The organism is Pseudomonas sp. No.117 (assembly GCF_054558395.1).
The window spans coordinates 149796-172916 of sequence record NZ_BAAJNP010000008.1; the positions used below are offsets into that span (position 1 = coordinate 149796).

19 protein-coding genes are annotated in these 23121 nt (G+C 66.3%); all 19 read right to left on the minus strand.

From position 1 onward, the window contains the following. Nucleotides 1-62 precede the first annotated feature (62 nt). The gene (locus tag ACYJP6_RS19940) at nucleotides 63-1307 is read right to left on the minus strand and encodes a nitrate- and nitrite sensing domain-containing protein (protein ID WP_459477156.1); all 1245 of its coding nucleotides are present in this window, start codon (nucleotides 1305-1307) and stop codon (nucleotides 63-65) included. A gap of 63 nt (nucleotides 1308-1370) precedes the next feature. After that, complete coding sequence (locus ACYJP6_RS19945) at nucleotides 1371-3041, minus strand: protein kinase domain-containing protein (protein WP_459477158.1); 1671 nt, start codon at nucleotides 3039-3041, stop codon at nucleotides 1371-1373. A 73-nt stretch (nucleotides 3042-3114) separates the two neighbouring features. Then, nucleotides 3115-5148, minus strand: coding sequence for a M13 family metallopeptidase (locus tag ACYJP6_RS19950; RefSeq protein ID WP_459477160.1), 2034 nt, complete (start codon nucleotides 5146-5148; stop codon nucleotides 3115-3117). Between the two features lie 149 nt (nucleotides 5149-5297). Then, nucleotides 5298-6749 carry an NADH-quinone oxidoreductase subunit NuoN gene (gene nuoN / locus ACYJP6_RS19955; protein WP_459477162.1) on the minus strand — a complete coding sequence of 484 codons (1452 nt, stop codon included), beginning with the start codon at nucleotides 6747-6749 and terminating at the stop codon, nucleotides 5298-5300. A 7-nt stretch (nucleotides 6750-6756) separates the two neighbouring features. After that, on the minus strand, nucleotides 6757-8289 hold the full coding sequence (gene nuoM / locus ACYJP6_RS19960) for an NADH-quinone oxidoreductase subunit M (RefSeq protein WP_145008994.1): 1533 nt from the start codon (nucleotides 8287-8289) through the stop codon (nucleotides 6757-6759). Between the two features lie 27 nt (nucleotides 8290-8316). After that, nucleotides 8317-10164 (minus strand): NADH-quinone oxidoreductase subunit L, encoded by a 1848-nt coding sequence (gene nuoL / locus ACYJP6_RS19965; protein WP_459477164.1) that lies wholly within the window; start codon nucleotides 10162-10164, stop codon nucleotides 8317-8319. Then, entirely contained in the window at nucleotides 10161-10469 is a 309-nt protein-coding gene (nuoK, locus tag ACYJP6_RS19970) for an NADH-quinone oxidoreductase subunit NuoK (protein WP_007158894.1), read from the minus strand. Before nuoK ends, nuoL begins: the two co-directional genes overlap by 4 nt. 25 nt (nucleotides 10470-10494) lie before the next feature. After that, nucleotides 10495-11007 carry an NADH-quinone oxidoreductase subunit J gene (gene nuoJ / locus ACYJP6_RS19975; protein WP_459477167.1) on the minus strand — a complete coding sequence of 171 codons (513 nt, stop codon included), beginning with the start codon at nucleotides 11005-11007 and terminating at the stop codon, nucleotides 10495-10497. A gap of 9 nt (nucleotides 11008-11016) precedes the next feature. Then, nucleotides 11017-11565, minus strand: coding sequence for an NADH-quinone oxidoreductase subunit NuoI (gene nuoI / locus ACYJP6_RS19980; RefSeq protein WP_007158892.1), 549 nt, complete (start codon nucleotides 11563-11565; stop codon nucleotides 11017-11019). A gap of 10 nt (nucleotides 11566-11575) precedes the next feature. Further along, a complete protein-coding gene (nuoH, locus tag ACYJP6_RS19985) occupies nucleotides 11576-12586 on the minus strand; it encodes an NADH-quinone oxidoreductase subunit NuoH (RefSeq protein ID WP_459477169.1) in 1011 nt (336 codons plus the stop codon). Further along, nucleotides 12583-15300: an NADH-quinone oxidoreductase subunit NuoG gene (gene nuoG / locus ACYJP6_RS19990; protein WP_459477171.1), complete on the minus strand. Its 2718-nt coding sequence runs from the start codon at nucleotides 15298-15300 to the stop codon at nucleotides 12583-12585. Before nuoG ends, nuoH begins: the two co-directional genes overlap by 4 nt. Before the next feature lie 140 nt (nucleotides 15301-15440). Next, nucleotides 15441-16790 carry an NADH-quinone oxidoreductase subunit NuoF gene (nuoF, locus tag ACYJP6_RS19995; protein WP_459477173.1) on the minus strand — a complete coding sequence of 450 codons (1350 nt, stop codon included), beginning with the start codon at nucleotides 16788-16790 and terminating at the stop codon, nucleotides 15441-15443. Next, nucleotides 16787-17287 carry an NADH-quinone oxidoreductase subunit NuoE gene (gene nuoE / locus ACYJP6_RS20000; protein WP_058764029.1) on the minus strand — a complete coding sequence of 167 codons (501 nt, stop codon included), beginning with the start codon at nucleotides 17285-17287 and terminating at the stop codon, nucleotides 16787-16789. Before nuoE ends, nuoF begins: the two co-directional genes overlap by 4 nt. A 2-nt stretch (nucleotides 17288-17289) precedes the next feature. Then, entirely contained in the window at nucleotides 17290-19074 is a 1785-nt protein-coding gene (gene nuoC, locus ACYJP6_RS20005) for an NADH-quinone oxidoreductase subunit C/D (RefSeq protein WP_459477176.1), read from the minus strand. A gap of 51 nt (nucleotides 19075-19125) precedes the next feature. Further along, entirely contained in the window at nucleotides 19126-19800 is a 675-nt protein-coding gene (locus tag ACYJP6_RS20010; RefSeq protein WP_007158886.1) for a NuoB/complex I 20 kDa subunit family protein, read from the minus strand. A gap of 10 nt (nucleotides 19801-19810) precedes the next feature. After that, nucleotides 19811-20224, minus strand: a complete 414-nt coding sequence (locus ACYJP6_RS20015; protein WP_007158885.1) for an NADH-quinone oxidoreductase subunit A — start codon at nucleotides 20222-20224, stop codon at nucleotides 19811-19813. Nucleotides 20225-20471: 247 nt separating this feature from the next. Continuing rightward, nucleotides 20472-21233, minus strand: coding sequence for a secretin N-terminal domain-containing protein (locus tag ACYJP6_RS20020; RefSeq protein ID WP_459477179.1), 762 nt, complete (start codon nucleotides 21231-21233; stop codon nucleotides 20472-20474). Beyond that, nucleotides 21230-21760: a DUF7931 domain-containing protein gene (locus ACYJP6_RS20025; RefSeq protein WP_459477180.1), complete on the minus strand. Its 531-nt coding sequence runs from the start codon at nucleotides 21758-21760 to the stop codon at nucleotides 21230-21232. The genes ACYJP6_RS20020 and ACYJP6_RS20025 overlap by 4 nt, the downstream gene beginning before the upstream one ends. An 11-nt stretch (nucleotides 21761-21771) precedes the next feature. Then, entirely contained in the window at nucleotides 21772-22950 is a 1179-nt protein-coding gene (locus ACYJP6_RS20030) for a ribosomal protein uL16 3-hydroxylase (RefSeq protein ID WP_459477181.1), read from the minus strand. Nucleotides 22951-23121: the final 171 nt, after the last annotated feature.

The window sequence follows — 23121 nt, forward strand, 5'->3', positions numbered from 1 at the left end:
ATGAGCATTCCGAGCTGATTTTCAACGAAGCATCACCGAGCGCAGGCATTTTCGTACAGGACCTAACGAGGTTGCGCCAATACCTGCCGCACCACTTCCGGCAGCGGTAGGCCGCTGTGCATCGCCAGCTGCTGCAGATGCTGGTGGGCTTCGGCCTCGGGCAGTGCCAGTTGCTGCATGAGGCGCTGCTTGGCGCGTTCCAGCAACTTGCGCTCGGCCAGGGAGCGCCGGGTCTCCTGCAGTTCCGCCTCGACCTCGTGCAGTCGCCGGGTCTGGGCCTGGAGCAGGTCGAGGATGCCGGGCGGCGAGTCGCTCGGCCGGGCATCGCCGACCGGCTGGGTCGCCAGGCTGAACAGCAAGGGCTGGCCGGGATCGCGTTCCAGCTCGGCGAGGCGCCGCGACAGTTTGCGATGACTGTCCAGGTCGGCCTGGGCGGTCCCGATGCTCGCCGTGCAGCGCGCGCGCAATTCCGCCACCAGGTGCTGGGCCAGGGTCTGCATGGCGTCGAGACGACAGGTGTTGAGCTCGAACCACAGCTCGGCGAGCGCCGGCTCTACCCGGGCATGAGCCGAGGTGCGGCGGGCGACCTCGCGCAGGCGCTCGATCTGCAGGCGCGACGGACAACGCTGCACCTCGGCCCAGTGCGCCAGTGCCGTCGGATCGGCATGATCGAGGAAGCCGGCGAAACAACGCGACTGGCCGCTGTCCAGCTCATCGAGCCGGGCCAGCAGGGTGGCATCGAAATGGCCCTGGGCGAAGCCGGCCACGCCGGTCGCCCGGGCCAGCCCGGCCAGCTCCTTGCCCTGCATGAAGTTGAACAACGCCACCAGGGCGCGCGTCAGGCCGGGATCGCTGGCCGTGTCGGCGGCCTCGAAGATGACCGCCAGCAGCGCCCCGATCAGGTGGGAAAAGGCGGCGGAGGCCGCCTGCAGCTCCACCCTCCGCTCGAGGATGCCGCGTCTCAGGCTCGGCAGGCCGTCGAGCAGGTGCAGGACGCAGGCGATGCGGTTGAGCAGGCGGGGTCGGTCCTGGGCGCCGCTGGCGTCGAGGGCCTCCAGCCGGCCGCGCAGACTCGCCTCGCTGGCGCGAGCGTTGCTGGAGTGCTGCTCCAGGGCGGTGCGATAACGGTCGTTGCCGGTGCCCAGCAGGATATTGCTGAAGCCGCGTTCGCGCTGCAGGTCATGCACCAGGGCGCTGGCGCCTTCCACCAGTTCGCAGGTCAGGGCGAGGCCTTCCAGTTGCTGCAATTCGCAGCGACGGGCCGCCAGCATGAAACGCAGGGCAGGGGGCATCTGGCGGTCGGGCATGGCGAGGGCTCGAATGGGGCGCTGGCCAATGGCCTGCAAAAGCTGCTCCAGACTGTGCCGGCCTCAGTGGCGGTAGAGCCAGAACAGGATGGCCGCCAGGTTCAGCGCCAGGGACAACAGCGCCACCGTCTGCCAGGTGCGCAGGGGATCGCGCTGCAGCAGCGGCAGCGGCCGTGCGAGGGGTTGGCGCTCGCCCTGCTCGAGCAGCAGCAGCGCCTCCTCGGCGGTCTCGAAGCGCTCCTCGGGGGTGACCGCTACCGCGCGCTGCAGCCAGTCGTCCAGCCAGGTCGGCACATCGGGGCGCCGCCGCAGCACGCTGGCGGGACTGCCGAAGCGGGGTCGCTGGAAGGGCTCGATCTCGCCATAGGGGTAGTGGCCGGTGAGCAGTTCATAGAGCGTCACCCCGGCGGCATAGAGGTCCTGGGCCGGGCTCGGGGCGATGCCGTCGAAGGATTCGGGCGCCCGGTAGCTCGGAGTGCCCGGGGCATCCTGCAGGTCCTGGGACAGCTGCGGGCAGTAGGCCAGGCCGAAGTCCAGCAGGCGTAACTCGCCATCGGTACCGCGATGCAGGTTATCCGGCTTGATATCCCGGTGCAGGATATTGCGCCTATGCAGCTGGCCCAGGGCGCGCAGCAGGCGGGAGGCGACGTCCAGCCAATCGGCCAGCGCCAGCGGCCCATCGCTGTGCAGCTGTTGCGCCAGGGTGCGCCCGGGATACTCCCGCTGGACGAAATAGAGGTGGGCACGGCGCGGTAGCGGATGCACCTCGACGAAGGCGCGCCCGGCGACGCGGCGCAGGAACCACTCCTCCATCAGCAGCGCGTGCCCGGCCAGGGTGTCGTACTGCAGGGCCGCGGGCAGGGTCTTCAGCAGCCAGGGGCGGCCACTTTCGTCCTCAACGCGATAGAGCAGCGATTGCCGCGATTCGGCCAGCCGCTCGACCACCGTCCAGCCTTCGAAGGCCTGGCCCGGCTTGAGCGCCGGCAGTGGCGGCCAGGTATCGGCGCTGGCCAGGGTGTCGGCCAGGGACACCTCGGGCAGGCGGTCGACCTTCACCAGCAGGGCGCTGGCGTTGTCCTGGCCGCCGGCGTGCAGGGCGCCAGCCACCAGGGCCTGGGCGGTGGCGTCCAGGTCCGGCCCGCCGTCGGTGAGGATGCGCCTCATGCTGTCCTCGCCCAGTGCGGCCCAGACGCCATCGCTCACCAGCACCAGGGTCTCGCCGGCCTCCAGCTCGCCTTCGCGAAAGTCCACCACCAGATGAGTCTCCAGCCCCAGGGCGCGGGTCAGCACATGCTGCATCCCGGCCTGTTGCCAGACGTGATCGACGGTGAGACAGGTCAGGGTGCCGCCATGCCAGCGATAGGCGCGACAATCGCCGACATGGGCCAGGGTGTAGCGGCGCCCGCGGATCACCAGGGCGGTCAGGGTGGTGAGCAGCGGCTGGCCATTGCCGGCCGCCTGCAGCCAGCGATTCTGCGCCAGCAGCAGCCGCTCCAGCGCCTGGGCCACCGGCCAGGTCTCCGGGGTGGCGTAGTAGTCCAGGGCCAGGGCCTGCAGGGTGGCGCGGGCGGCCAGTCCGCCATCCGGACAGCCGCTGACGCCATCGGCCAGGGCGAACAGGTGCCCCTTGGTCGCCGCCAGGGCCGCGCTCGGCTGGACGCTGCGCAAGGCATCCTGGTTTTCCTTGCGCGGGCCGGTCGCGGTGGCTTCGGCGGTGACGAGTTCTAGGGACATGGGTGAGGCGCCGGGCAGACGGATGCCCAGGCAATGCAAAAGCGATACCCGGCGCCCGGGCGCCTCCCTGCCGTCACCAGATTTCCACGCGCTGCTGCGCGGGCCGGACCATGGCGTCGCCAGCCTTGCAGCTGAAGGCGCGGGCGAAGGCCGGCATGTTGGACGGCGCGCCGATGGCACGGAATCTCATGGGCGCATGGGGATCGGTGTTGAGGAACAGGCGTGCCTGCTCTTCGCGGATCGAGCCCCGCCAGACCCGGGCCCAGTTGAGGAAGAAGCGCTGGTCCTGGGTATAGCCGTCGATCTTCCGGGCGGCTTCTTCCGGCTTCTTCGCCAGGGCCAGTTGCAGGGCATCGTAGGCGGCGTTGATGCCACCGAGGTCGCCGATGTTCTCGCCCAGGGTCAGCTTGCCATTGACGTGCAGCTCCGGGTGGTCGGGCAGCGGCTGATAACCGTCGAATTGCTCCACTAGCTTGCCGGTGCGCGCCTCGAAGGCCTTCCGATCGTCGGGGGTCCACCAGTCCACCTGGTTGCCGGCGCCATCGAACTTGCTGCCCTGGTCATCGAAGCCATGGCTGGCCTCATGGCCGATCACCGCGCCGATGCCGCCGTAGTTGATGGCGTCGTCGCCGTCTGCATAGAAGAAGGGTGGCTGCAGGATGGCGGCGGGGAAGTTGATGGTGTTGTCGGTGGAGCTGTAGTAGGCATTCACCGTCTGCGGCAGCATGCCCCATTCCTGGCGGTCGGTGGGCTTGCCGATCTTGTCCAGGTCATGGCGGTAGTTGAAGCGCGAAGCCGCCTCCAGGTTGGCGTAGAAGCCGTGGGGCTGCAGGGTCAGGCCGCGCCAGTCGCGCCAGCGCTCGGGATAGCCGATCTTGGGCAGGAAGCTGTCCCACTTGGCCAGCGCCTTCTGCTTGGTTTCCGGGCTCATCCAGTCGAGCTGCTCGATGCGTGCCCTGAGAGCCAGCATCACGTTGTCCACCAGCTCCTGGGCACGGGCCTTGGCCTGGGGCGAGAAATGCTCCTGCACATAGAGTTGGCCGAGGCCTTCGCCCATGGCGCCATTGACCGCCCGCAGCACCCGTTTCCAGCGTTCGCTCTGCTGCTGCTGGCCGCTCAGGGTCTTCTGGTTGAAGGCGAAACTCTCCTCCTGGAAGGCCTTGGACAGTAGCGGGGCGGCATCGTCGATCACATGGGCGCGCAGATAGGCCTGCCATTGTTCGATGGGGGTATCGGCCAGCATCCGGTCGAATTCGGCGAAGAAGCCTGGCTGGGACAGGGAGAAACCCTGCTGGCCGGTCACGCCCTGGCTGGCGAAGAAGGCCTGCCAGTCGAAGTGTGGCGTCACCTTGTTGGCCTCGGCGAAGCTCAGGTAGTGGTACTGGTTGTCCGGGTTGCGCAGGTCCACCGGCTTGACCGAGGCGCGGGCGAGGCGGCTTTCGAAGGCCAGCACCAGCTCGGCCTGGGCGGCGGCCTGGGCCTTGGGTACCCCGGTGAGGGCCAACAACCGGGCGATGTGGCCGAGATAGGCCTGGCGCAGCTTGGCGTAGTCGCCTTGCGTGTAGTAGTCGGGCGTCGGCAGGCCAAGGCCGCTCTGGAAGGCGTAGGCGATCTGCTGCTTGGCGTTCTGGTAGTCGGCGCCGGAGCCGAAGGAGAACACCTGCATGTCGCCGCGGGCGAAGCTGCGTTGCAGATAGGTCACCAGGTCGGCGGTGGTACGCAGCTGGTCGATGGCGGCCAGCTGCGGTTGGATCGGCCGGTAGCCGGCGCGCTCGATGGCGGCCTCGTCCATCCCCGAGCGATAGAGCCAGCCGATCTTCTGCTCCACCGAACCCTGGGCCGCGCGATCCGCCTCACGGGCGGCCCGCTGCAGGATGGCGTGCTGGTCGTTGAGCGACTTCTCGCCCAGAGCCATGAAGGAACCCCAGCGCGACTTGTCCGGCGGAATGGGATTGGCCGCTACCCACTTGGCGTTGACGAAGGTGTCGAGGTCACTGCAGGCGGTGGCGGGGTCACCCAGCTCGGTGACATCGAAGACAGGCGCGGCGAAGGCCTGGCTGCCGAGCAGCAGGCCGAGGGTGAGGGCGAGGGGTTTCAACGCAGGCATGGGAGAAAAGGGTCTCCAGAAAAGGACAGGGCTAGCAGGGTAGGGCGTCGAGGGTAGCGGTCCGGCTACGACCCTGCCAAGGCGGATCGCGCGTGGACCCCAGAAACGACGATCCCCGCCGAAGCGGGGATCGTGGGCAACGCCAGGGATCAGAACACCGTCAGCTGCGCCAGTTGCAGCAGCGGCTGCGGATAGACGCCGAGGACGAAGGTGGCGATGGAAATGGCGATCAGCATCACGCCACCGGCGCGCTGGCCCCAGTTCATCGGTGCATCGTGACGCTGCAGGCCCTGCTCGGTCAGGTACAGGGTGACCATCACGCGCAGGTAGTAGAACAGGCCGATGGCGCTGCCCAGCACGATGGCCGCGGTCTGCCACCACATGCCCGCTTCCACGCCCACGGTGATGACGTAGAACTTGCCGATGAAGCCGGCGGTGAGCGGGATGCCGGCCAGGGACAGCATCATCACCGTCAGCGCCGCGGTCAGGTACGGCCGGCGCCAGAACAGGCCGCGGTACTCGAACAGGGCATCGGCGTCACGCTGGCCATTGCTCGGGCTGGACATCAGGGTGATCACGCCGAAGGCGCCCAGGCTGGTGAAGACATAGGTCACCAGGTAGACCGCCACGGCCTCCATCGACAGGCCTTCGCCCGACGCCACCGCCACCAGCAGGTAGCCGAAGTGGGAGATGGAGGAGTAACCCAGCAGGCGCTTGAGGTTGCTCTGCATCAGCGCCAGCAGGTTGCCCACCAGCATGGAGGCGATGGCGATGAAGGCGATGGCATCGTGCAGCCAGCCGTCTTCGGTGGCCATGGGCATGGTCTGGAACACCCGCACCAGCACGGCGAAGACGGCGACCTTGCTGGCGGTGGCCAGGAAGGCACCGACCGGCGCCGGGGAGCCTTCGTAGACGTCGGGCGTCCAGAGGTGGAAGGGCACCAGCGACAGCTTGAAGCCGAGGCCGACGATCAGCATGCCGAGGCCGATTTCCATCAGCAGGCCGGTGCTGGCCGGGGCATCCATCTGCATGCCGATGTCGGCGAAGTTCAGGCTACCGGACTGGGCGTAAAGCAGGGCCATGCCGAACAGCAGGATGGCCGAGCCGGCGGCGGACAGCACCAGGTACTTCATGCCGGCTTCCAGGGAGCGGCGATTGAAGTAGCTGTAGGCCACCAGGCCGTAGACCGGCACCGACAGCAGCTCCAGGCCGATGAACAGGCCGGCGACGTTCTGCGCCGCCACCAGCACCAGGCCGCCGGTAGCGGAGATCAGCAGCAGCAGGTACAGCTCTTCGCGGTTGCCCGGATAGCCTTCCATGTAGGCGTGCGACAGGGTCATGCAGGCCAGGGTGGCGATCAGGATCAGCGCCATGTAGAAGCAGGTGAAGCCGTCGATGCGCAACAGCGGGGTAACGTCGATGGCACCGACGCCGAGGGCCGGGATGCAGGACAGCAGGGCCAGGTTGAGACCGATCACGCCCAGGGTCGGGATGAGGGTGTGATCCCGCCGCCAGGCGATGCCCAGCATCACCACCACGGCGGTGAGGCCGGTGATGATGATCGGCAGGAGGGCGATGAAGTGTTCGTAGGTAAAGGTCATGGCGCTCTTACCGGGCGGAAACGAGGGAGGAGAAGGCTTCGCCGAGCCACTGCTGGACACCGGCCATGCTCGCGGCCGAGGTATCCAGCACCGGCTGCGGATAGACGCCGAGCAGCACCAGCAGCACGCCGAGCAACAGCAGCATCGACAGCTCCCGCACGTTCAGGCCTGGCAGCGCGCCCTCGGCCTTGGCGGGGCCGAAGTAGGCGCGGTGGATCATGATCAGCGAGTAGACCGAGGCGAACACCAGGCCGAAGGTGGCGATGACGGTGATCATCGGCACCACCGGGAAGGCGCCCAGCAGGATCAGGAATTCGCCGACGAAGTTGCCGGTACCCGGCAGGCCCAGCGACGCCGAGGCGAAGAACAGGCTCAGCGCCGGCAGGTAGGGGAGGCGCGCCCAGAGGCCGCCCATCTCGCGCATGTCGCGGGTATGCATCCGCTCGTAGAGCTGGCCGCAGAGGATGAACAGGCCGGCGGCGGAGAGGCCGTGGGCGATCATCTGCACCACCACGCCCTGCAGCGCCTGGGGGCTGCCGGAGTAGATGCCGATCAGCACGAAGCCCATGTGCGAGACGCTGGAGTAGGCCACCAGGCGCTTGATGTCGGTCTGGGCGAACGACAGGATGGCGCCGTAGAAGATGCCGATGATGCCCAGCCACATGGCGATCGGCGCGAATTCCGCCGAGGCGTTGGGGAACAGCGGGATGGCGAAGCGCAGCAGGCCATAGGCGGCGGTCTTGAGCAGGATGCCGGCGAGGTCGACGGAACCTGCAGTCGGTGCCTGGGCGTGGGCATCCGGCAGCCAGGAGTGTACCGGCACCACCGGCAACTTCACCGCGAAGGCGATGAAGAAACCCAGCATCAGCAGGTATTCCAGCTTGGGATCCAGTTGCAGCTGCAGCAGGTCTTCGTAATCGAAGGTCAGGACGCCGGTCGCACCGTAGTTCACCAGCACCAGGGCGACGATGGCCACCAGCATGATCAGGCCGCTGGCCTGGGTGAAGATGAAGAACTTGGTGGCGGCGGTGATGCGGCTCTTCTTGCCGTCCGCGGAGCTATGGCCCCACAGCGCGATCAGGAAGTACATCGGCACCAGCATCATTTCCCAGAAGAAGAAGAACAGGAACAGGTCCAGCGCCAGGAATACCCCCACCACGCCGCCGATGATCCACAGCAGGTTGAGGTGGAAGAAGCCGACGTGGCGCTGCACTTCGCGCCAGGAGCAGGTCACCGCCAGCACCCCGAGCAGGCCGGTGAGCAGGATCATCAGCAGCGACAGGCCGTCGAGGCCGAAGTGCAGGCTGATGCCGAAGCGCGGAATCCAGTCCATCTGGAATTCCGCGGTCCAGGCGGTCTCGGCGCCGGGGGCGGGGGCCAGGCTGTAGTCGCCGTGGGCCCACAGCCACAGGCCGAGCACCAGCTCCAGCAGCATGGTGAACAGGGCGATCCAGCGGGGCACCAGCGGGCCGGTCTTTTCCGTGAGGAAGCAGAGCAGGCCGCCGATGAAGGGGATCAGGATTAGCCAGGGCAGAAGCATGACGTGTACTTATCCTTAGTCAGGGGGTCAGGCCAGCAGCAGCGCGCCGAGCAGCAGCACGGCGCCTCCCACGATGGAAGCCGCGTACCAGCGCAGACGGCCGTTCTCGGTGATGCTCAATGCCAGGTTGCCGCCGCGCGCCAGCAGCGGGATCAGGCCGATGCCCTGGTCGATGGGGTCGCGGCGCAGCAGGCGGGCCAGCAGCAGGTACGGCTTGACGAAGATCAGGTCGTACAGCCAGTCGAAGCCCCAGGCGTGATACCACCAGGTCCCGAAGAAGCGACCCGGCGCGCTCTTGGCCAGACCGTTCACGAAGGAACGCTTGCCGAGGAAGAGCAGGGCGGCCAGCAGGATACCGGCGATGGCGATGGCCCCCGAGGTGATCTCCAGCGAGTGCTTGGCTTCGCCACCGGCATGGCCGATGGATTCCGGCAGCACCCCGGCCAGCGGCGGCACGATCATCGCGCCGACGAAGGTCGAGAGCACCAGCAGCACCGCCAGCGGCAGGTTGTGGGCGATGCCGTGGCCGGCATGGGCCTCGGTGTGCGCCTCGCCGTGGAAGGTGATGAAGATCAGGCGGAAGGTGTAGATCGAGGTCAGGAAGGCACCGGCCAGGCCTGCGTAGAGCAGGTAGGTGTGACCGCTCGCCAGGGCTTCCCAGAGGATCTCGTCCTTGGAGTAGAAGCCGGCGGTGACCAGCGGCAGCGCCGCCAGGGCCGAGCCACCCACCACGAAGCTGGCGTAGGCCAGGGGGATCTTCTTCCACAGGCCGCCCATCTTGAAGATGTTCTGCTCGTGGTGGCAGGCCAGGATCACCGAACCCGAGGCGAGGAACAGCAGCGCCTTGAAGAAGGCGTGGATCATCAGGTGGAAGATCGCCGGTTGCCAGGCGCCGACACCCAGGGCCAGGAACATGTAGCCGATCTGGCTCATGGTCGAATAGGCCAGGATGCGCTTGATGTCGGTTTGCACCAGGGCGGCGAAACCGGCCAGCACCAGGGTCACGGCACCGACGATGCCGACCAGGTGCAGGATCTCCGGCGCCAGCAGGAACAGGCCGTGGGTGCGGGCGATCAGGTAGACGCCCGCGGTCACCATGGTCGCCGCATGGATCAGGGCGGAGACCGGGGTGGGGCCGGCCATGGCGTCCGCCAGCCAGGTCTGCAGCGGCAGCTGGGCCGACTTGCCGACCGCGCCGCCGAGCAGCGCCAGGGTGGCCAGCACGATCAGCGGATCACCGCTGGCGAAGACGTCGGGCGCCTTCTGCAGCAGTTCCTGGATGTCCAGGGTGCCCAGGGTCATGAACAGGATGAACAGACCGAAGGCCATGAAGACGTCGCCGACGCGGGTGACGATGAAGGCCTTCAGCGCCGCGTTACCATTGGCGCGCTCGCTGTAGTAGAAGCCGATCAGCAGGTAGCTGCACAGGCCCACGCCTTCCCAACCGAAGTACAGCAGCAGCAGGTTGTCGCCGAGGACCAGCAGCAACATGCTGAAGATGAACAGGTTGGTGTAGGCGAAGAAGCGCGAATAGCCTTCTTCACCGCGCATGTACCAGGAAGCGAACAGGTGGATCAGGAAGCCGACGCCGGTGACCACGCCAAGCATGGTCAGCGACAGGCCGTCCAGGTAGAGCGCCATGTTCGGCGCGAAGCCGTCCACGTTCATCCACTGCCAGAGCACGAGGGTCAGGTGACCGTCGGCGGGCGGCGCGACGTGGAAGTTCCAGCCGACCCAGGCGGCGACCAGCGCCGCCAGGCCCACCGAACCCACGCCGATCAGCGCGGAGACATTCTCCGACAGCCGACCGCGGGAGAAGGCCAGCAGGAAGTAACCGACCAGGGGAAAGGCGAAGGTGAGGGGTAGCAGGTTCATCCGTGCATCTCGCTGGCGGCATCGACGTCGAGGGTGTGGAAGCGGCGATAGAGCTGCAGCAGGATCGCCAGGCCGATACTGGCCTCGGCGGCGGCCAGGCTCAGCACCAGGATGAACATCACCTGGCCGTCGGGAGCGCCCCAACGGCTACCCGCGACCACGAAGGCCAGGGCGGCGGCGTTCATCATGATTTCCAGACTCATGAGCACGAAGAGGATGTTGCGGCGGACCATCAGGCCCACCAGGCCAAGGGCGAACAGGGCGCCGGCGAGGGCCAGGCCGTGTTCCAGAGGTATGGCGTTCATTGGCTGTTCTCCAGTCCTTGGCGACTCACTCGCCGATCCCGTCTTTGACGTCACTGCGACCCAGGTGGTAGGCCGCGACCAGGGCCCCCAGGAGCAGCATGGACGCCAGCTCGACCGCCAGCAGATAAGGCCCGAACAGGCTCACGCCCACGGCCTTGGCTTCCACCGAGGTGTGGCCGATGGCGGCGCCGCCCGGGGTGCGCGACAGCACCACCAGCAGTTCCACCAGCAGCGCGCCAGCGAGAATCACCGGACCGATCCAGACCTTGGGCGTCAGCCAGTTGCGCTCCTGTTCGGAGATCACCGGCCCGAGGTTGAGCATCATCACCACGAAGACGAACAGCACCATGATGGCGCCGGCGTAGACGATGATCTCCAACGCCCCGGCGAAGGGAGCACCCAGGGCGAAGAACACCATGGACACGGCCAACAGCGAGATGATCAGGTACAGCAGGGCATGCACCGGGTTGGTGTTGGTGATCACCCGGAAGGTGGCCAGGACGGCCACTCCGGCGGAGAAATAGAAGGCGAATTCCACGACAGCTCCTTAGGGCAGCAGGCTCTTCACGTTGATCGGCTCTGCCTCGCTCTGCGCGGCACCCTTGGGCTTGCCCGCGATGGCCATGCCGGCCACCCGGTAAAAGTTGTACTCCGGATACTTGCCCGGACCCGAGATCAGCAGGTCCTGCTTCTCGTACACCAGTTCCTGGCGCTTGAACTCGGACATCTCGAAATCCGGGGTCAGCTGGATGGCGGTGGTGGGGCAGGCCTCCTCGCACATGCCGCAGAAGATGCAGCGCGAGAAGTTGATGCGGAAGAACTCGGGGTACCAGCGACCGTCTTCGGCTTCGGTCTTCTGCAGCGAGATGCAGCCGACCGGGCAGGCCACGGCGCACAGGTTGCACGCCACGCAGCGTTCCTGGCCGTCGGGGTCACGGGTGAGCACGATGCGGCCACGGTAGCGCGGCGGCAGGTACACGGGTTCCTCGGGGTATTGCAGGGTGTCGCGCTTGCGGAAGGCGTGGCCGAAAACCATCACCACGCTGCGCAGCTGGGTGTAGGTGCCATGCAGGACGTGCAGGATTTCCTTGATCATGACGGATACCTCACTGGCCGATGGCCGGCTGGGCGCTGTAAAGCACCACGGCGCCGGTCACCAGCAGGTTGATCAGGGTCAGGGGCAGGCAGAACTTCCAGCTGAAGGCCATTACCTGGTCGTAGCGCGGACGCGGGATGGACGCGCGCAACAGGATGAAGATCATGATGAAGAAGGCGGTCTTCAGGGCGAACCAGACGAACGACAGCCAGGGCAGGGTCTCCAGGAAGGGACCGTGCCAGCCACCGAAGAACAGGGTCACTAGCAGCGCCGAGATCAGCACGATGCCGATGTACTCGCCGACGAAGAACATGCCCCACTTCATGCCCGCGTACTCGATGTGGTAGCCGTCGGCGAGCTCCTGCTCGGCTTCCGGCTGATCGAAGGGATGACGGTGGGTGACGGCGATGCCGGCGATGAAGAAGGTGCAGAAGCCGAAGAACTGGGGAACGATGAACCACCAGCCCTGGTGCTGCGCCTCGACTATCTCCCTCATGTTGAAGGAGCCGGTCACCGCGACGATGCCCATCACCGACAGGCCCATGAACACCTCGTAGGAGAGGGTCTGGGCCGAGGCGCGCATGGCGCCCAGCAGGGAGAACTTGTTGTTGCTCGCCCAGCCGGCGAAGAGCACGGCATAGACGTTGACACCGGCCATGGCGAAGAAGAACAGCAGGCCGATGTTCAGGTTTGCCACGCCCCAGGTGGGGGTGATGGGAATGACCGAGAAGGCCACCAGCAGCGAACCCATGGCGATCACCGGGGCCAGGCTGAAGATCATCTTGTCGGCGAACGGCGGGGTCCAGTCTTCCTTGAAGAACATCTTCAGCATGTCGGCGCCGAGCTGGAAGGCACCGAAGGGGCCGACCCGGTTGGGACCGTAGCGGTCCTGCCAGAGGCCCAGCAGGCGCCGCTCGACGAAGCTCAGCAGCGCCCCGCAGATGACCACCGCCAAGAGGATGACGATGGCCTTGAGGATGCCGATGACGACGGCGATGAGGGTGGGGGTGAGCCAGGTCATGCCGCGGCCTCCTGCAGTCCTTCCACGGTGAGGCCGGCGAAGCCCACCGGAATCCCTTCGAAGCCGGCGGGCAGGCCGACCAGGCCGGCCGACAGCTCGGGCTTGATCTGCAGCGGCAGGCGCAGTTCCTGACCGGCGATCTGCAGGCGCAGCAGGGCACCTTCGTTGACGCCCAGGCGGTCGGCATCGGCCTTGGCCAGCGCCACGTAGGCCGCCGGGATGCGCTCACGCACCGGCTCGGCGCGGGAGGAGGTCTCTTCGCTGCCGAACAGGTGGTACAGCGGCACGGCCTGGAAGCCGGACTCCGCGCTACGCGCGGCGGCGGCCGGGACGGCGAACCAGCTCAGGCGATCGCCCTGGGACTCGATCAGGCGCACGCCCGGATCGCCGGCGCGCAGGTGACCGCCGACCTCGTCCTGGAACTTGTTCCAGGCCTGGGGCGAGTTCCAGCCCGGGGACCAGGCGAAGGGGATCTGCTGGCGCGGCTCGGCGCTGCCGGCATAGCCTTCCATGGAGAAGGCGAAGGCGGTGTCGGCGTCCTGGGGCGCACGCGGCTCGTGCACGCTGAGGTTGGCACGCATGGAGGTGCGGCCGCTGTAGCGGTGCGGTTCGCGGGCGAGCTTGAGGCCCTTGACGCGGAAGCTGGCGTTGGGCGCGGCGTCGCGGATGCCGTCCAGTTGCGGCGCGGCGGTGGCCACGGCATTGGTGACGTGGTCCAGCTGGGTCCAGTCCACCGGACGGTTGTCCAGGGTGTTGCGCAGGGCGTGCAGCCAGCGCCAGCCTTCGCGGACCAGGCTGGAGGGATCGTAGTAGCTCGGCTCATAGACCTGGAAGAAGCGCTGGGCGCGACCTTCCTGGCTGACCAGGGTGCCGTCGCCTTCGGCGAAGCTCGCCGCCGGCAGCACCAGATCGGCACGCTGGGCGGTGGCGGTGCGCTGGTGATCCAGCACCACCAGCACCTGGGCGCGGGCCAGGGCCTGATCCACCTGCTGGGCAGGGGCGCGGCGATACAGGTCGTTCTCCAGGACCACCAGGGCATCGGCCTGGCCGTTTTCCAGGGCGGCGAAGGCGTCCTCGACGGACTCGCCGCCATAGAGCGCCAGACCCAGGCTGTTGGCCTCGGGCACCACCAGGCTCAAGGAGCCGGCCTTGCCCTTGGCGGCCAGGGCCTTGGCCAGGTTGGCGGCGGCTTCGATCAGCGCCGGTTCACCCAGGGAGGTACCGGACACCACCAGCGGACGTTCGGCGGCCAGCAGGGTCTCGGCCAGCAGGCGCGCCTGCTCGGCGACTTCATCGCTCAGGCCGTCGACGGCCGGGGCACTGGCGTCGATGGCATGGGCCACGGCATGGCCGAAGCGGGCCAGCTCCAGCGGCGAGCCATGGAGGCGGGCATCGGCGACGTCATCCAGGCGGGTGGCGGCGACGCTGGCGATGAACAGCGGATTGCGCTCGCTCTGGCCAATGTTCTGCACCGCGGCGTTGAGCCAGGGCTGGATCTTCTGCGCCGCGGCCATGGCCTCGGGCTTGCCCTTGACCGCCTGGCGCAGGGACAGGGCCAGGCGCGCGGCGGTCTGGGTCAGGTCCTCGCCAAGGACGAAGACGGCATCGTGCTTCTCCATGGCGCGCAGGGTCGGGACGGGCAGGGGGCTGTCCTTGAGCACCTGCAGCACCAGGCGCACATTGGCCAGGTCACGGGCGCTCATGCCGCTATAGAAGTTCTCGGCGCCGACCAGTTCGCGCAGGGCGTGGTTGCTTTCCAGGCTGGCACGCGGCGAGCCGATGCCGATGACCTTCTTGCCGCGCAGCAGCAGGGCGGCGCGATCCAGGGCGGCGTCGATACCAGTCTCCAGGCTGCCGTCCTTCAACAGCGCCTGGCGCGGACGATCCTTGCGATTGACGTAGCCATAGCCGAAGCGGCCACGGTCGCATAGGAAGTACTGGTTCACCGAGCCATTGAAGCGGTTCTCGATGCGGCGCAGTTCGCCGTAGCGCTCGCCGGGGCTGATGTTGCAGCCCGAGGAGCAGCCATGGCAGATGCTCGGGGCGAACTGCATGTCCCACTTGCGGTTGTAGCGCTCGGAGTGGGTCTTGTCGGTGAACACCCCGGTGGGGCAGACCTCGGTCAGGTTGCCGGAGAATTCGCTCTCCAGGGCACCGTCCTCGACGCGGCCGAAATAGACGTTGTCGTGGGCGCCATAGACGCCCAGGTCGGTACCGCCGGCGTAGTCCTTGTAGTAGCGCACGCAGCGATAGCAGGCGATGCAGCGGTTCATCTCGTGAGCGACGAACGGGCCGAGGTCCTGGTTCTGGTGAGTACGCTTGGTGAAGCGATAGCGGCGCTTGTTGTGGCCGGTCATCACCGTCATGTCCTGCAGGTGGCAGTGGCCGCCTTCTTCGCAGACCGGACAGTCGTGGGGATGGTTGGTCATCAGCCATTCGATGACCGAGCTGCGGAATTCCTTGGCTTCGGCGTCTTCGATGGAGATGTAGGTCTTGTCGCTGGACGGCGTCATGCAGGACATGACCAGGCGCCCGCGGGTGTCGTTCTCGTCGGCGAACTGCTTGACCGCGCACTGGCGGCAGGCACCGACGCTGCCCAGCGCCGGGTGCCAGCAGAAATAGGGGATGTCGAGCCCCAGGGACAGGCAGGCTTCGAGGAGGTTGTCCGCCCCGTCGACCTCGTACGTCTTGCCGTCTACATGGATAGTGGCCATAGGGTTTTCTTCTCACCCGCGCAGGGCGGGTCTGGCTAATGGGAAAACGTTCGCGCCGCCCTGGCGATCGCCACTGGCAGCGCCGGCCGGGTCGGGCCCGGCCTGAAAGCTATGAAGGCGGCCCCGCTAGGGACCGATCTTCAGGTCACGCTCGCGGAAGCGGTCGGCCGCGGCTCGCTGGGCGCCTTGCGCACGCCGGCCTCGAACTCCTCGCGGAAATACTTGATGGCACTACCCAGGGGCTCGACGGCGCCCGGTGCGTGGGCACAGAAGGTCTTGCCCGGGCCGAGGAAGTTGACCAGCTGCAACAGGGTGTCCAGATCGCCCTGCTGGCCTTCGCCCTTCTCCAGGGCGCGCAGCAGCTTGACGCTCCACGGCAGGCCGTCGCGGCAGGGGGTGCACCAGCCGCAGGATTCGCGGGCGAAGAACTCTTCCATGTTGCGCAGCAGCGAGACCATGTTGATGCTGTCGTCCACCGCCAGGGCCAGGCCGGTGCCCATGCGGGTACCGACCTTGCCGATGCCGCCGGCGTACATCTGCGCCGAGAGGTGCTCGGGCAGCAGGAAGCCGGTACCGGCGCCGCCGGGCTGCCAGCATTTCAGCTTGAAGCCATCGCGCATGCCGCCGGCATAGTCCTCGAACAGCTCCTGGGCGGTGATGCCGAAGGGCAATTCCCAGACGCCGGGATTCTTCACCTTGCCGGAGAAGCCCATGAGCTTGGTGCCCATGTCTTCGCTGCCAGTGCGGGCCAGGCTCTTGTACCAGTCGACGCCACCCGCGACGATGCCCGGCACGTTGCACAGGGTCTCGACGTTGTTAACGCAGGTCGGCTTGCCCCAGACGCCGACGGCGGCGGGGAAGGGCGGCTTGGAGCGCGGGTTGGCGCGGCGGCCTTCCAGGGAGTTGATTAGCGCGGTCTCTTCGCCACAGATGTAGCGACCGGCGCCGGTGTGGACGAACAGCTCGAAGTCGAAGCCGCTGCCAAGGATGTTCTTGCCCAGCAGGCCGGCGGCCTTGGCTTCTTCCACCGCGCGCCGCAGGTTGGCGGCGGCGTCGACGTATTCGCCGCGCAGGAAGATGTAGCCGCGATAGGCCTTGAGCGCCCGGGCACTGATCAGCATGCCTTCCACCAGCAGGTGCGGCAGCTGCTCCATGAGCAGGCGGTCCTTCCAGGTGTTGGGTTCCATCTCGTCCGCGTTGCACAGCAGGTAGCGGATATCGAGGGATTCGTCCTTGGGCATCAGGCCCCACTTCACGCCGGTGGGGAAACCCGCGCCGCCGCGGCCCTTGAGGCCGGAGTCCTTGACTTCCTGGACGATGGCATCGGGAGCCAGCTCGGTCAGCGCCTTGCGCGCCGCGGCATAGCCGTCCTTCGCCTGGTATTCCTCCAGCCAGACCGGAGCGCCGTCTTCACGCAGGCGCCAGGTCAGGGGGTGGGTCTCGGGGGTACGGGCGATGCTGTTGGCAGGCCCGAAGGAGGTCAGTCTCATGCGTATCCCTCCAGCAGTTTGGCCACGCCCGCGGGTTGGACATCGCCATGGGTGTCGTCGTCGATCATCAGCGCCGGGGCCTTGTCGCAATTGCCCAGGCAGCACACCGGCAGCAGGGTGAAGCGGCTGTCGGCGGTGGTCTGGCCCAGGCCAATGCCCAGCTGGCGCTGGATCTCGCCGACCACGGATTCGTGGCCGCCGATGTAGCAGGTCATGCTGTCGCACACCCGGATGATGTGGCGGCCGACCGGCACGCGGAAGATCTGGCTGTAGAAGGTGGCCACGCCCTCGACGTCGCTGGCCGGGATGCCCAGCACCTCGCCGATGGCGTAGATGGCGCCGTCCGGCACCCAGCCGCGTTCCTTCTGGACGATCTTCAGGGCCTCGATGGACGCCGCGCGCGGGTCCTCGTAGTGGTGCATCTCGTGTTCGATGGCCGAGCGCTCGGTGTCGCTCAGGACGAAGCGGTCGGTTTGGATCAGGGTTTCGGTGCTCATGCTCAGCGGTCCACGTCGGCCATGACGAAGTCGATACTGCCCAGGTAGGCAATCAGGTCGGACACCATGCTGCCGCGGATGACGGCCGGGATCTGCTGCAGATGCGGGAAGCTCGGCGTCCGGATGCGGGTGCGGTAGCTCATGGTGCTGCCATCGCTCGTCAGGTAATAGCTGTTGGCGCCCTTGGTCGCCTCGATCATCTGGAAGGCTTCGCCGGCCGGCATCACCGGACCCCAGGACACTTGCAGGAAGTGGGTGATCAGGGTCTCGATGTGCTGCAGGGTGCGCTCCTTGGGCGGCGGCGTGGTCAGCGGGTGATCCGCCTTGTACGGGCCCTCGGGCATGTGCTGCAGGCACTGCTCGATGATGCGCAGGCTCTGGCGCATTTCCTCGACGCGCAGCATGCCGCGGTCGTAGCAGTCGCCGTTGTGGGCGATGGGCACTTCGAATTCGAAGTTCTCGTAACCGGAGTAGGGGCGGGCCTTGCGCAGGTCGAAGTCCAGACCGGTCGCGCGCAGGTTGGGACCGGTGACGCCCCACTCGAGGGCTTCCTTGGTGTTGTAGACGGCGACGTTCTTGGTCCGGCCGATGAGGATGCTGTTCTTCATCGCGGCCTTTTCGTACTCGTCCAGACGCTTGGGCATCCAATCGAGGAATTCGCGGACCAGCTTGTCCCAGCCACGTGGCAGGTCATGGGCCACGCCGCCGATGCGGAACCAGGCGGGGTGCATGCGGAAGCCGGTGATGGCTTCGATCACCTTGTAGGCGCGCTGACGGTCGGTGAAGGTAAAGAACACCGGGGTCATGGCACCGACGTCCTGGATATAGGTACCCAGGTACAGCAGGTGACTGTTGATGCGGAAGAACTCGGCCATCATCACGCGGATGAAGTCGACCCGCGACGGCACCTTGATGCCGGCGAGCTTTTCCACCGAGAGGACGTAGGGCAGGTTGTTCATCACCCCACCCAGGTAGTCGATCCGGTCGGTGTAGGGGATGTAGCTGTGCCAGGACTGGCGCTCGGCCATCTTCTCGGCGCCGCGGTGGTGGTAGCCGATCTCCGGCACGCAGTCGACGATCTCTTCGCCGTCCAGCTGCAGGATGATGCGGAAGGCACCGTGGGCGGAGGGGTGGTTCGGACCAAGGTTGAGGAACATGAAGTCGGAATTCTCCGCATGCTCCTTCATGCCCCATTCCTCGGGCTTGAATCTCAGGGTTTCCTGTTCGAGGTCCTGCTTGGCGGCATTCAGCGCATAGGGATCGAACTCGGTGGCGCGCGCCGGATAGTCCTTGCGCAGCGGATGACCCTGCCAGTTGTCGGCCATCAGCATGCGCTTGGGCAGCGGGTGTCCGTCGAAGTGGATGCCGTACATGTCCAGCACTTCCCGCTCGTACCAGTTGGCATTGGGGAAGATGCCGGTGGCGGTGGGCAGGCGCAGGTCGTTGGCGGAGAGGGCCACCTTGAGCATTACATCGCTATTACGGTCGATGGACAGCAGGTGGTAGAAAACGGTGAAGTCCGCGTTGGGCAGGCCGCGGCGGTGGGTCCGCAGCCGCTCGTCCACCCCATGCAGGTCATAGAGCATGACGTAGGGGCGGGGCAGATTGCGCAGGAAGCGCAGTACTTCGATGATTCGTTCGCGTGCCACCCAGATCACCGGCATGCCGGTACGGGTGTCTTGCAGGGTCAGGGTGTCGGCGCCGAATTGGCCCTGGAGTTCGCCAACCACCGACGCTTCGCCGGCAGGGGCGAGCGCAGAGGCGGACAGAGCGGTGTCTGCGGTCATGATGTTCCGTCGCTAATCGATCGTCGTCAGCGTGCAGGTCCCGAAGGGGACTTACACTTCGTCTGGGCTGCGCAGGTTGGTGACCTGGATGCGGCGCTCGCGGTTCTGCTCGCGCTGCGAAGGCATCTCGGCGCGGTAGATACCCTGGTCGCCCACCACCCAGGAAAGGGGGCGGCGTTCTTCACCGATGGAGTCCTGCAGGAGCATCAGGCCCTGGAGGAAGGCTTCGGGGCGAGGCGGGCAGCCGGGCACGTAGACGTCGACGGGCAGGAACTTGTCCACGCCCTGAACGACCGAGTAGATGTCGTACATACCGCCGGAGTTGGCGCAGGCGCCCATGGAGATCACCCACTTGGGTTCCAGCATCTGCTCGTACAGGCGCTGGATGACCGGGGCCATCTTCATGAAGGGGGTGCCGGCGATGACCATGAAGTCGGCCTGACGCGGCGAGGCCCGGATGACTTCGGCGCCGAAGCGGGCGATGTCGTGGGGCGCCGTGAAGGCGGTGGTCATTTCCACATAGCAGCAGGACAGGCCGAAGTTGTACGGCCACAGGGAATTCTTGCGTCCCCAATTGACCGCGCCCCGCAGGACATCTTCGAGCTTGCCCATGAAGATGCTGCGGTTGACCTGACTTTCGACGGGGTCGGCCACGGTTTCCCGCTGGCCGGCCGGATAGCGGTCTACTGCCGCATCGGGATCGATCCGGGTGAGATTGTATTGCATTGCCAAAGCCTCATTGTTTCGACTTCGCCTGCCGCTCGCGACGGCTCGCAGGCGCCCAATCGAGCGCTCCGATTCGCCACAGGTAGACAAGACCCGCCAACAGAATTGCTATGAAAATGGAGGCTTCCACGAAGCCGGCCCATCCCGATTCACGGATGGACACCGACCAGGCGAAGAGAAAGAGGGCTTCGACGTCGAAGATCACGAAGAGCATCGCGACCAGGTAGAACTTGGCAGAGAGACGAAGACGGGCACCCCCGGTGGGGACGATGCCGGACTCGAAGGGGTCGTTCTTGCTGCGGCCCACGGCTTTGCTGCCGAGCAGGCTCGAGACTCCGAGCATGAAGGCGATCAGACCAACCACGCCCAGGAGAAATACCGCGAAGCTCCAGTTGTGGGTCAGTAGGCTGATCGACTCAGACATGCTTTGAATCCTTAATTATTGGGTATCAGGCGCTATCAGTGCGACACGGTGTCGCAAGACAGACAGATTTTATGCTCTATCGATTCATTCTGTAAATTTATTGGATTAAAAAGATTCTATTTGACTGCCTTGAATCAAATTAAACAGAACTTTCGTTTTATATGAGAATGAATATAAGAATTATTCTCAACTATTTGTCTGTTGGTCCTGGAAACTAGATTGCAGAGCGGCGCGAGAGTTCGCTGCCTCAGTCGAGCAGGTCAGCGCGGATGCTCAGCTGGCGGTCGTGGCGGCCTTCGGTGGAGTAGTACCGGGTCAGGCCGGCGCGGTCGTCCGCCGCCTGCTGGCGAAAGCCGCCGAGATCCAGCCACTGGCCGAGCGGACCGCTGAGGCGGGTGGTGGCGCTCTGGGTCTGGATGGCGCCGGGTTGCCGGGTGGCAGCGTGGTCATCGACGCTGCTGATGTCCAGATGCACCAGATTCCCGCTCAGACGAGCGGTGACCTGAAAGCCGCGTTCGAGTCGGCGATAGTCGGTCTGGGCGGAGGTCTGGCCGTAGGGCGAGGTCTGGTAGGTGGTCACGGGGACGTCTTCGCCGAAGCGGATGAAGGCCGGATAACCCTCGGTGACCTGGACCCGCTGGGCGCCATCCTCCCGCTGGTCGGTGCTGTCCTCGATGATGCGCACCTGGGGTGCCTGCAGGTTGCCCGCTACGCGGTAATCCTGGCCGGTGCCCGAGCTACCGGCGCGGGTGGCGAGGGTGATGAGCAGGCGGCGCGGCTGGGTATCCAGTTGCGCCAGCAGATTCCTGATCTCGGCGAGCCGGGCCGGCTCGGCGTTGACGATCAGCTGGTTGCCATAGACGTTGACCTTGCCTTCGGCACCGAGCACGGACTGCAGGGTGGGCAGCAGCTCGTCGGCCGTGCGGTACTGCAGTGGCATGACCTCGGTTCTCGGGGTGGCCCAGGCGGTGCTGGCCAGCAGCATGCCTAGCGCGAGCAGACGTCTCACAGCAGCATCCTCCGTAATTCCTGATCGGGCTGGCTGATCGCCCAGAGGCGGTCGAAGAGCTGTTGCTGGACCTTCACCGCCGCACGATCGCCGTAGCGGACGAAACCCGTGGGGGCACTGCTGGTACGCCGCAGCAGTGCCTGGTCGTCGATGATGAGGCAGGCGCCTTCCGGTTGCTGGTCGGCTGGTGGCCGCCGGATCAGCAGGTTGCTGGTCAGGCGCTGTGCCAGGGCGACGAGGCGATGCCCCTGGCGCACGGCGCTGGCGCTGTCGTTGACCAGGATGCGCACCTGGTGCCGGGGATGGCCGAGCAGCAGGCGCTTGATGGCGGCCTCGATCTCGGCGTGATCGTACACAGGTCCTTCGAGATCGGGCGTCTGGATGCACAGCTGGCGCCGGCCCTGAGTGATCAGGCGCAGGCTGTGTTCGCGCAGGGCCGCCAGGCCCTCCAGGCGCAAGGCGAGGTCCTCACCGAGCCGGGGTTCGGGCAAGCCGTCCAGGGTCAGATCGGCAAGGGACTCGTCCATCGCAGCTCCTGTCAGTCTTCGTCGTCTTCTCCCGCGAAGATCAGGCTGCCCTGCTGGAGCAGCTCGCGGATCAGGCGCAGGGCGTCGTCGTCCTGCAGCCAGGGTGCCAGGTTGGCTTCGTGCAGCACCTCCGCCGAGCATAGCAGGTCGAGCAGCGGTTGCAGTCGCATGGGCAGCAGGCGACTCTGGCCGCTGGCGAAGACCATCACCTCGTCCTCCAGGCGGCTCCAGGCCAGGCGGCCACTGGGGTTGCGCATCAGCAGGGCGCCTTCGCCGAGCTCCTTGAGCAATTGCTTGGCGCTGAGATTTTCCCCAGCGACGCGCTCCGGATAGCGCGGCTCGGTCATGTGCTGGCCGAACCAGGCAAGCAGCAGGCGATCGTCGCTCAGGTGGCGCTCCATCAGGCCGCGCAGGCGCTCGATGGCCTCGGGGGGGATCTCGGCGGGATGCTCGCTGGCCGGAGCGCAGCCGGCGTCGCTGTAGCGCTCGTCCTCGGGAATGAACTGGTTGAGGAAGTCGGTGAAGTGGGTGAGTACCTCGCCGGCGCTGGGTGCGCGGAAGCCGATGGAGTAGGTCATGCACTCGTCTTCGGCGATGCCGTCGTGGGCCAGGCCCGGCGGCAGATAGAGCATGTCACCCGGTTCCAGCACCCATTCGTCGGTTTGCTGGAAGTCGGCGAGGATCTTCAGTTCTAGGCCCTCGATCAGCGGGCTGTCGGCCGTGCACGGCTGGCCGATGCGCCAGCGGCGGCGGCCATGGCCCTGCAGCAGGAAGACGTCGTAGTGATCGTAATGCGGGCCGACGCCACCGCCGGGAGCGGCATAGCTGATCATGATGTCGTCGACGCGCCAGCTGGGCAGAAAGCGGAAGGCCTCCAGCACCTCGGCGACTTCGGGGACGAACTGGTCGACCGATTGCACCAGCAGGGTCCAGTCGCGTTCGGGCAGGCTGGCGAAGGTATCTTCCGGCAGCGGGCCGCGGCGCAGTTCCCAGGTGCGGTCCTGGCCGATGATCAGGCGGGATTCGATTTCCTCTTCCAGCGACAGGCCGGCCAGCTCGTCGGGCTCCAGGGGACTCTGGAAGTCCGGGATGGCCTGGCGGATCAGCAGGGGTTTCTGCTGCCAGTAGTCGCGCAGGAATTCACCGGCGGTCAGGCCGCCGAGCAGTTGCAGGGGTTGATCCGGGTTCATGCACACCTCGCGCAATGAAAAACGCCCGGCGGTGCCGGGCGTGAGAAAGAAAGCAGCCTCAGAACCTGTTCATGATCTCGCGAGCTAGAGCCAAACAAGGCGAAAAGGCCTGAGGAAGCGGAGTTTACGAGTGGTAAATGAGCATTCCGAAGGCATTTTCAACGCCGTTTG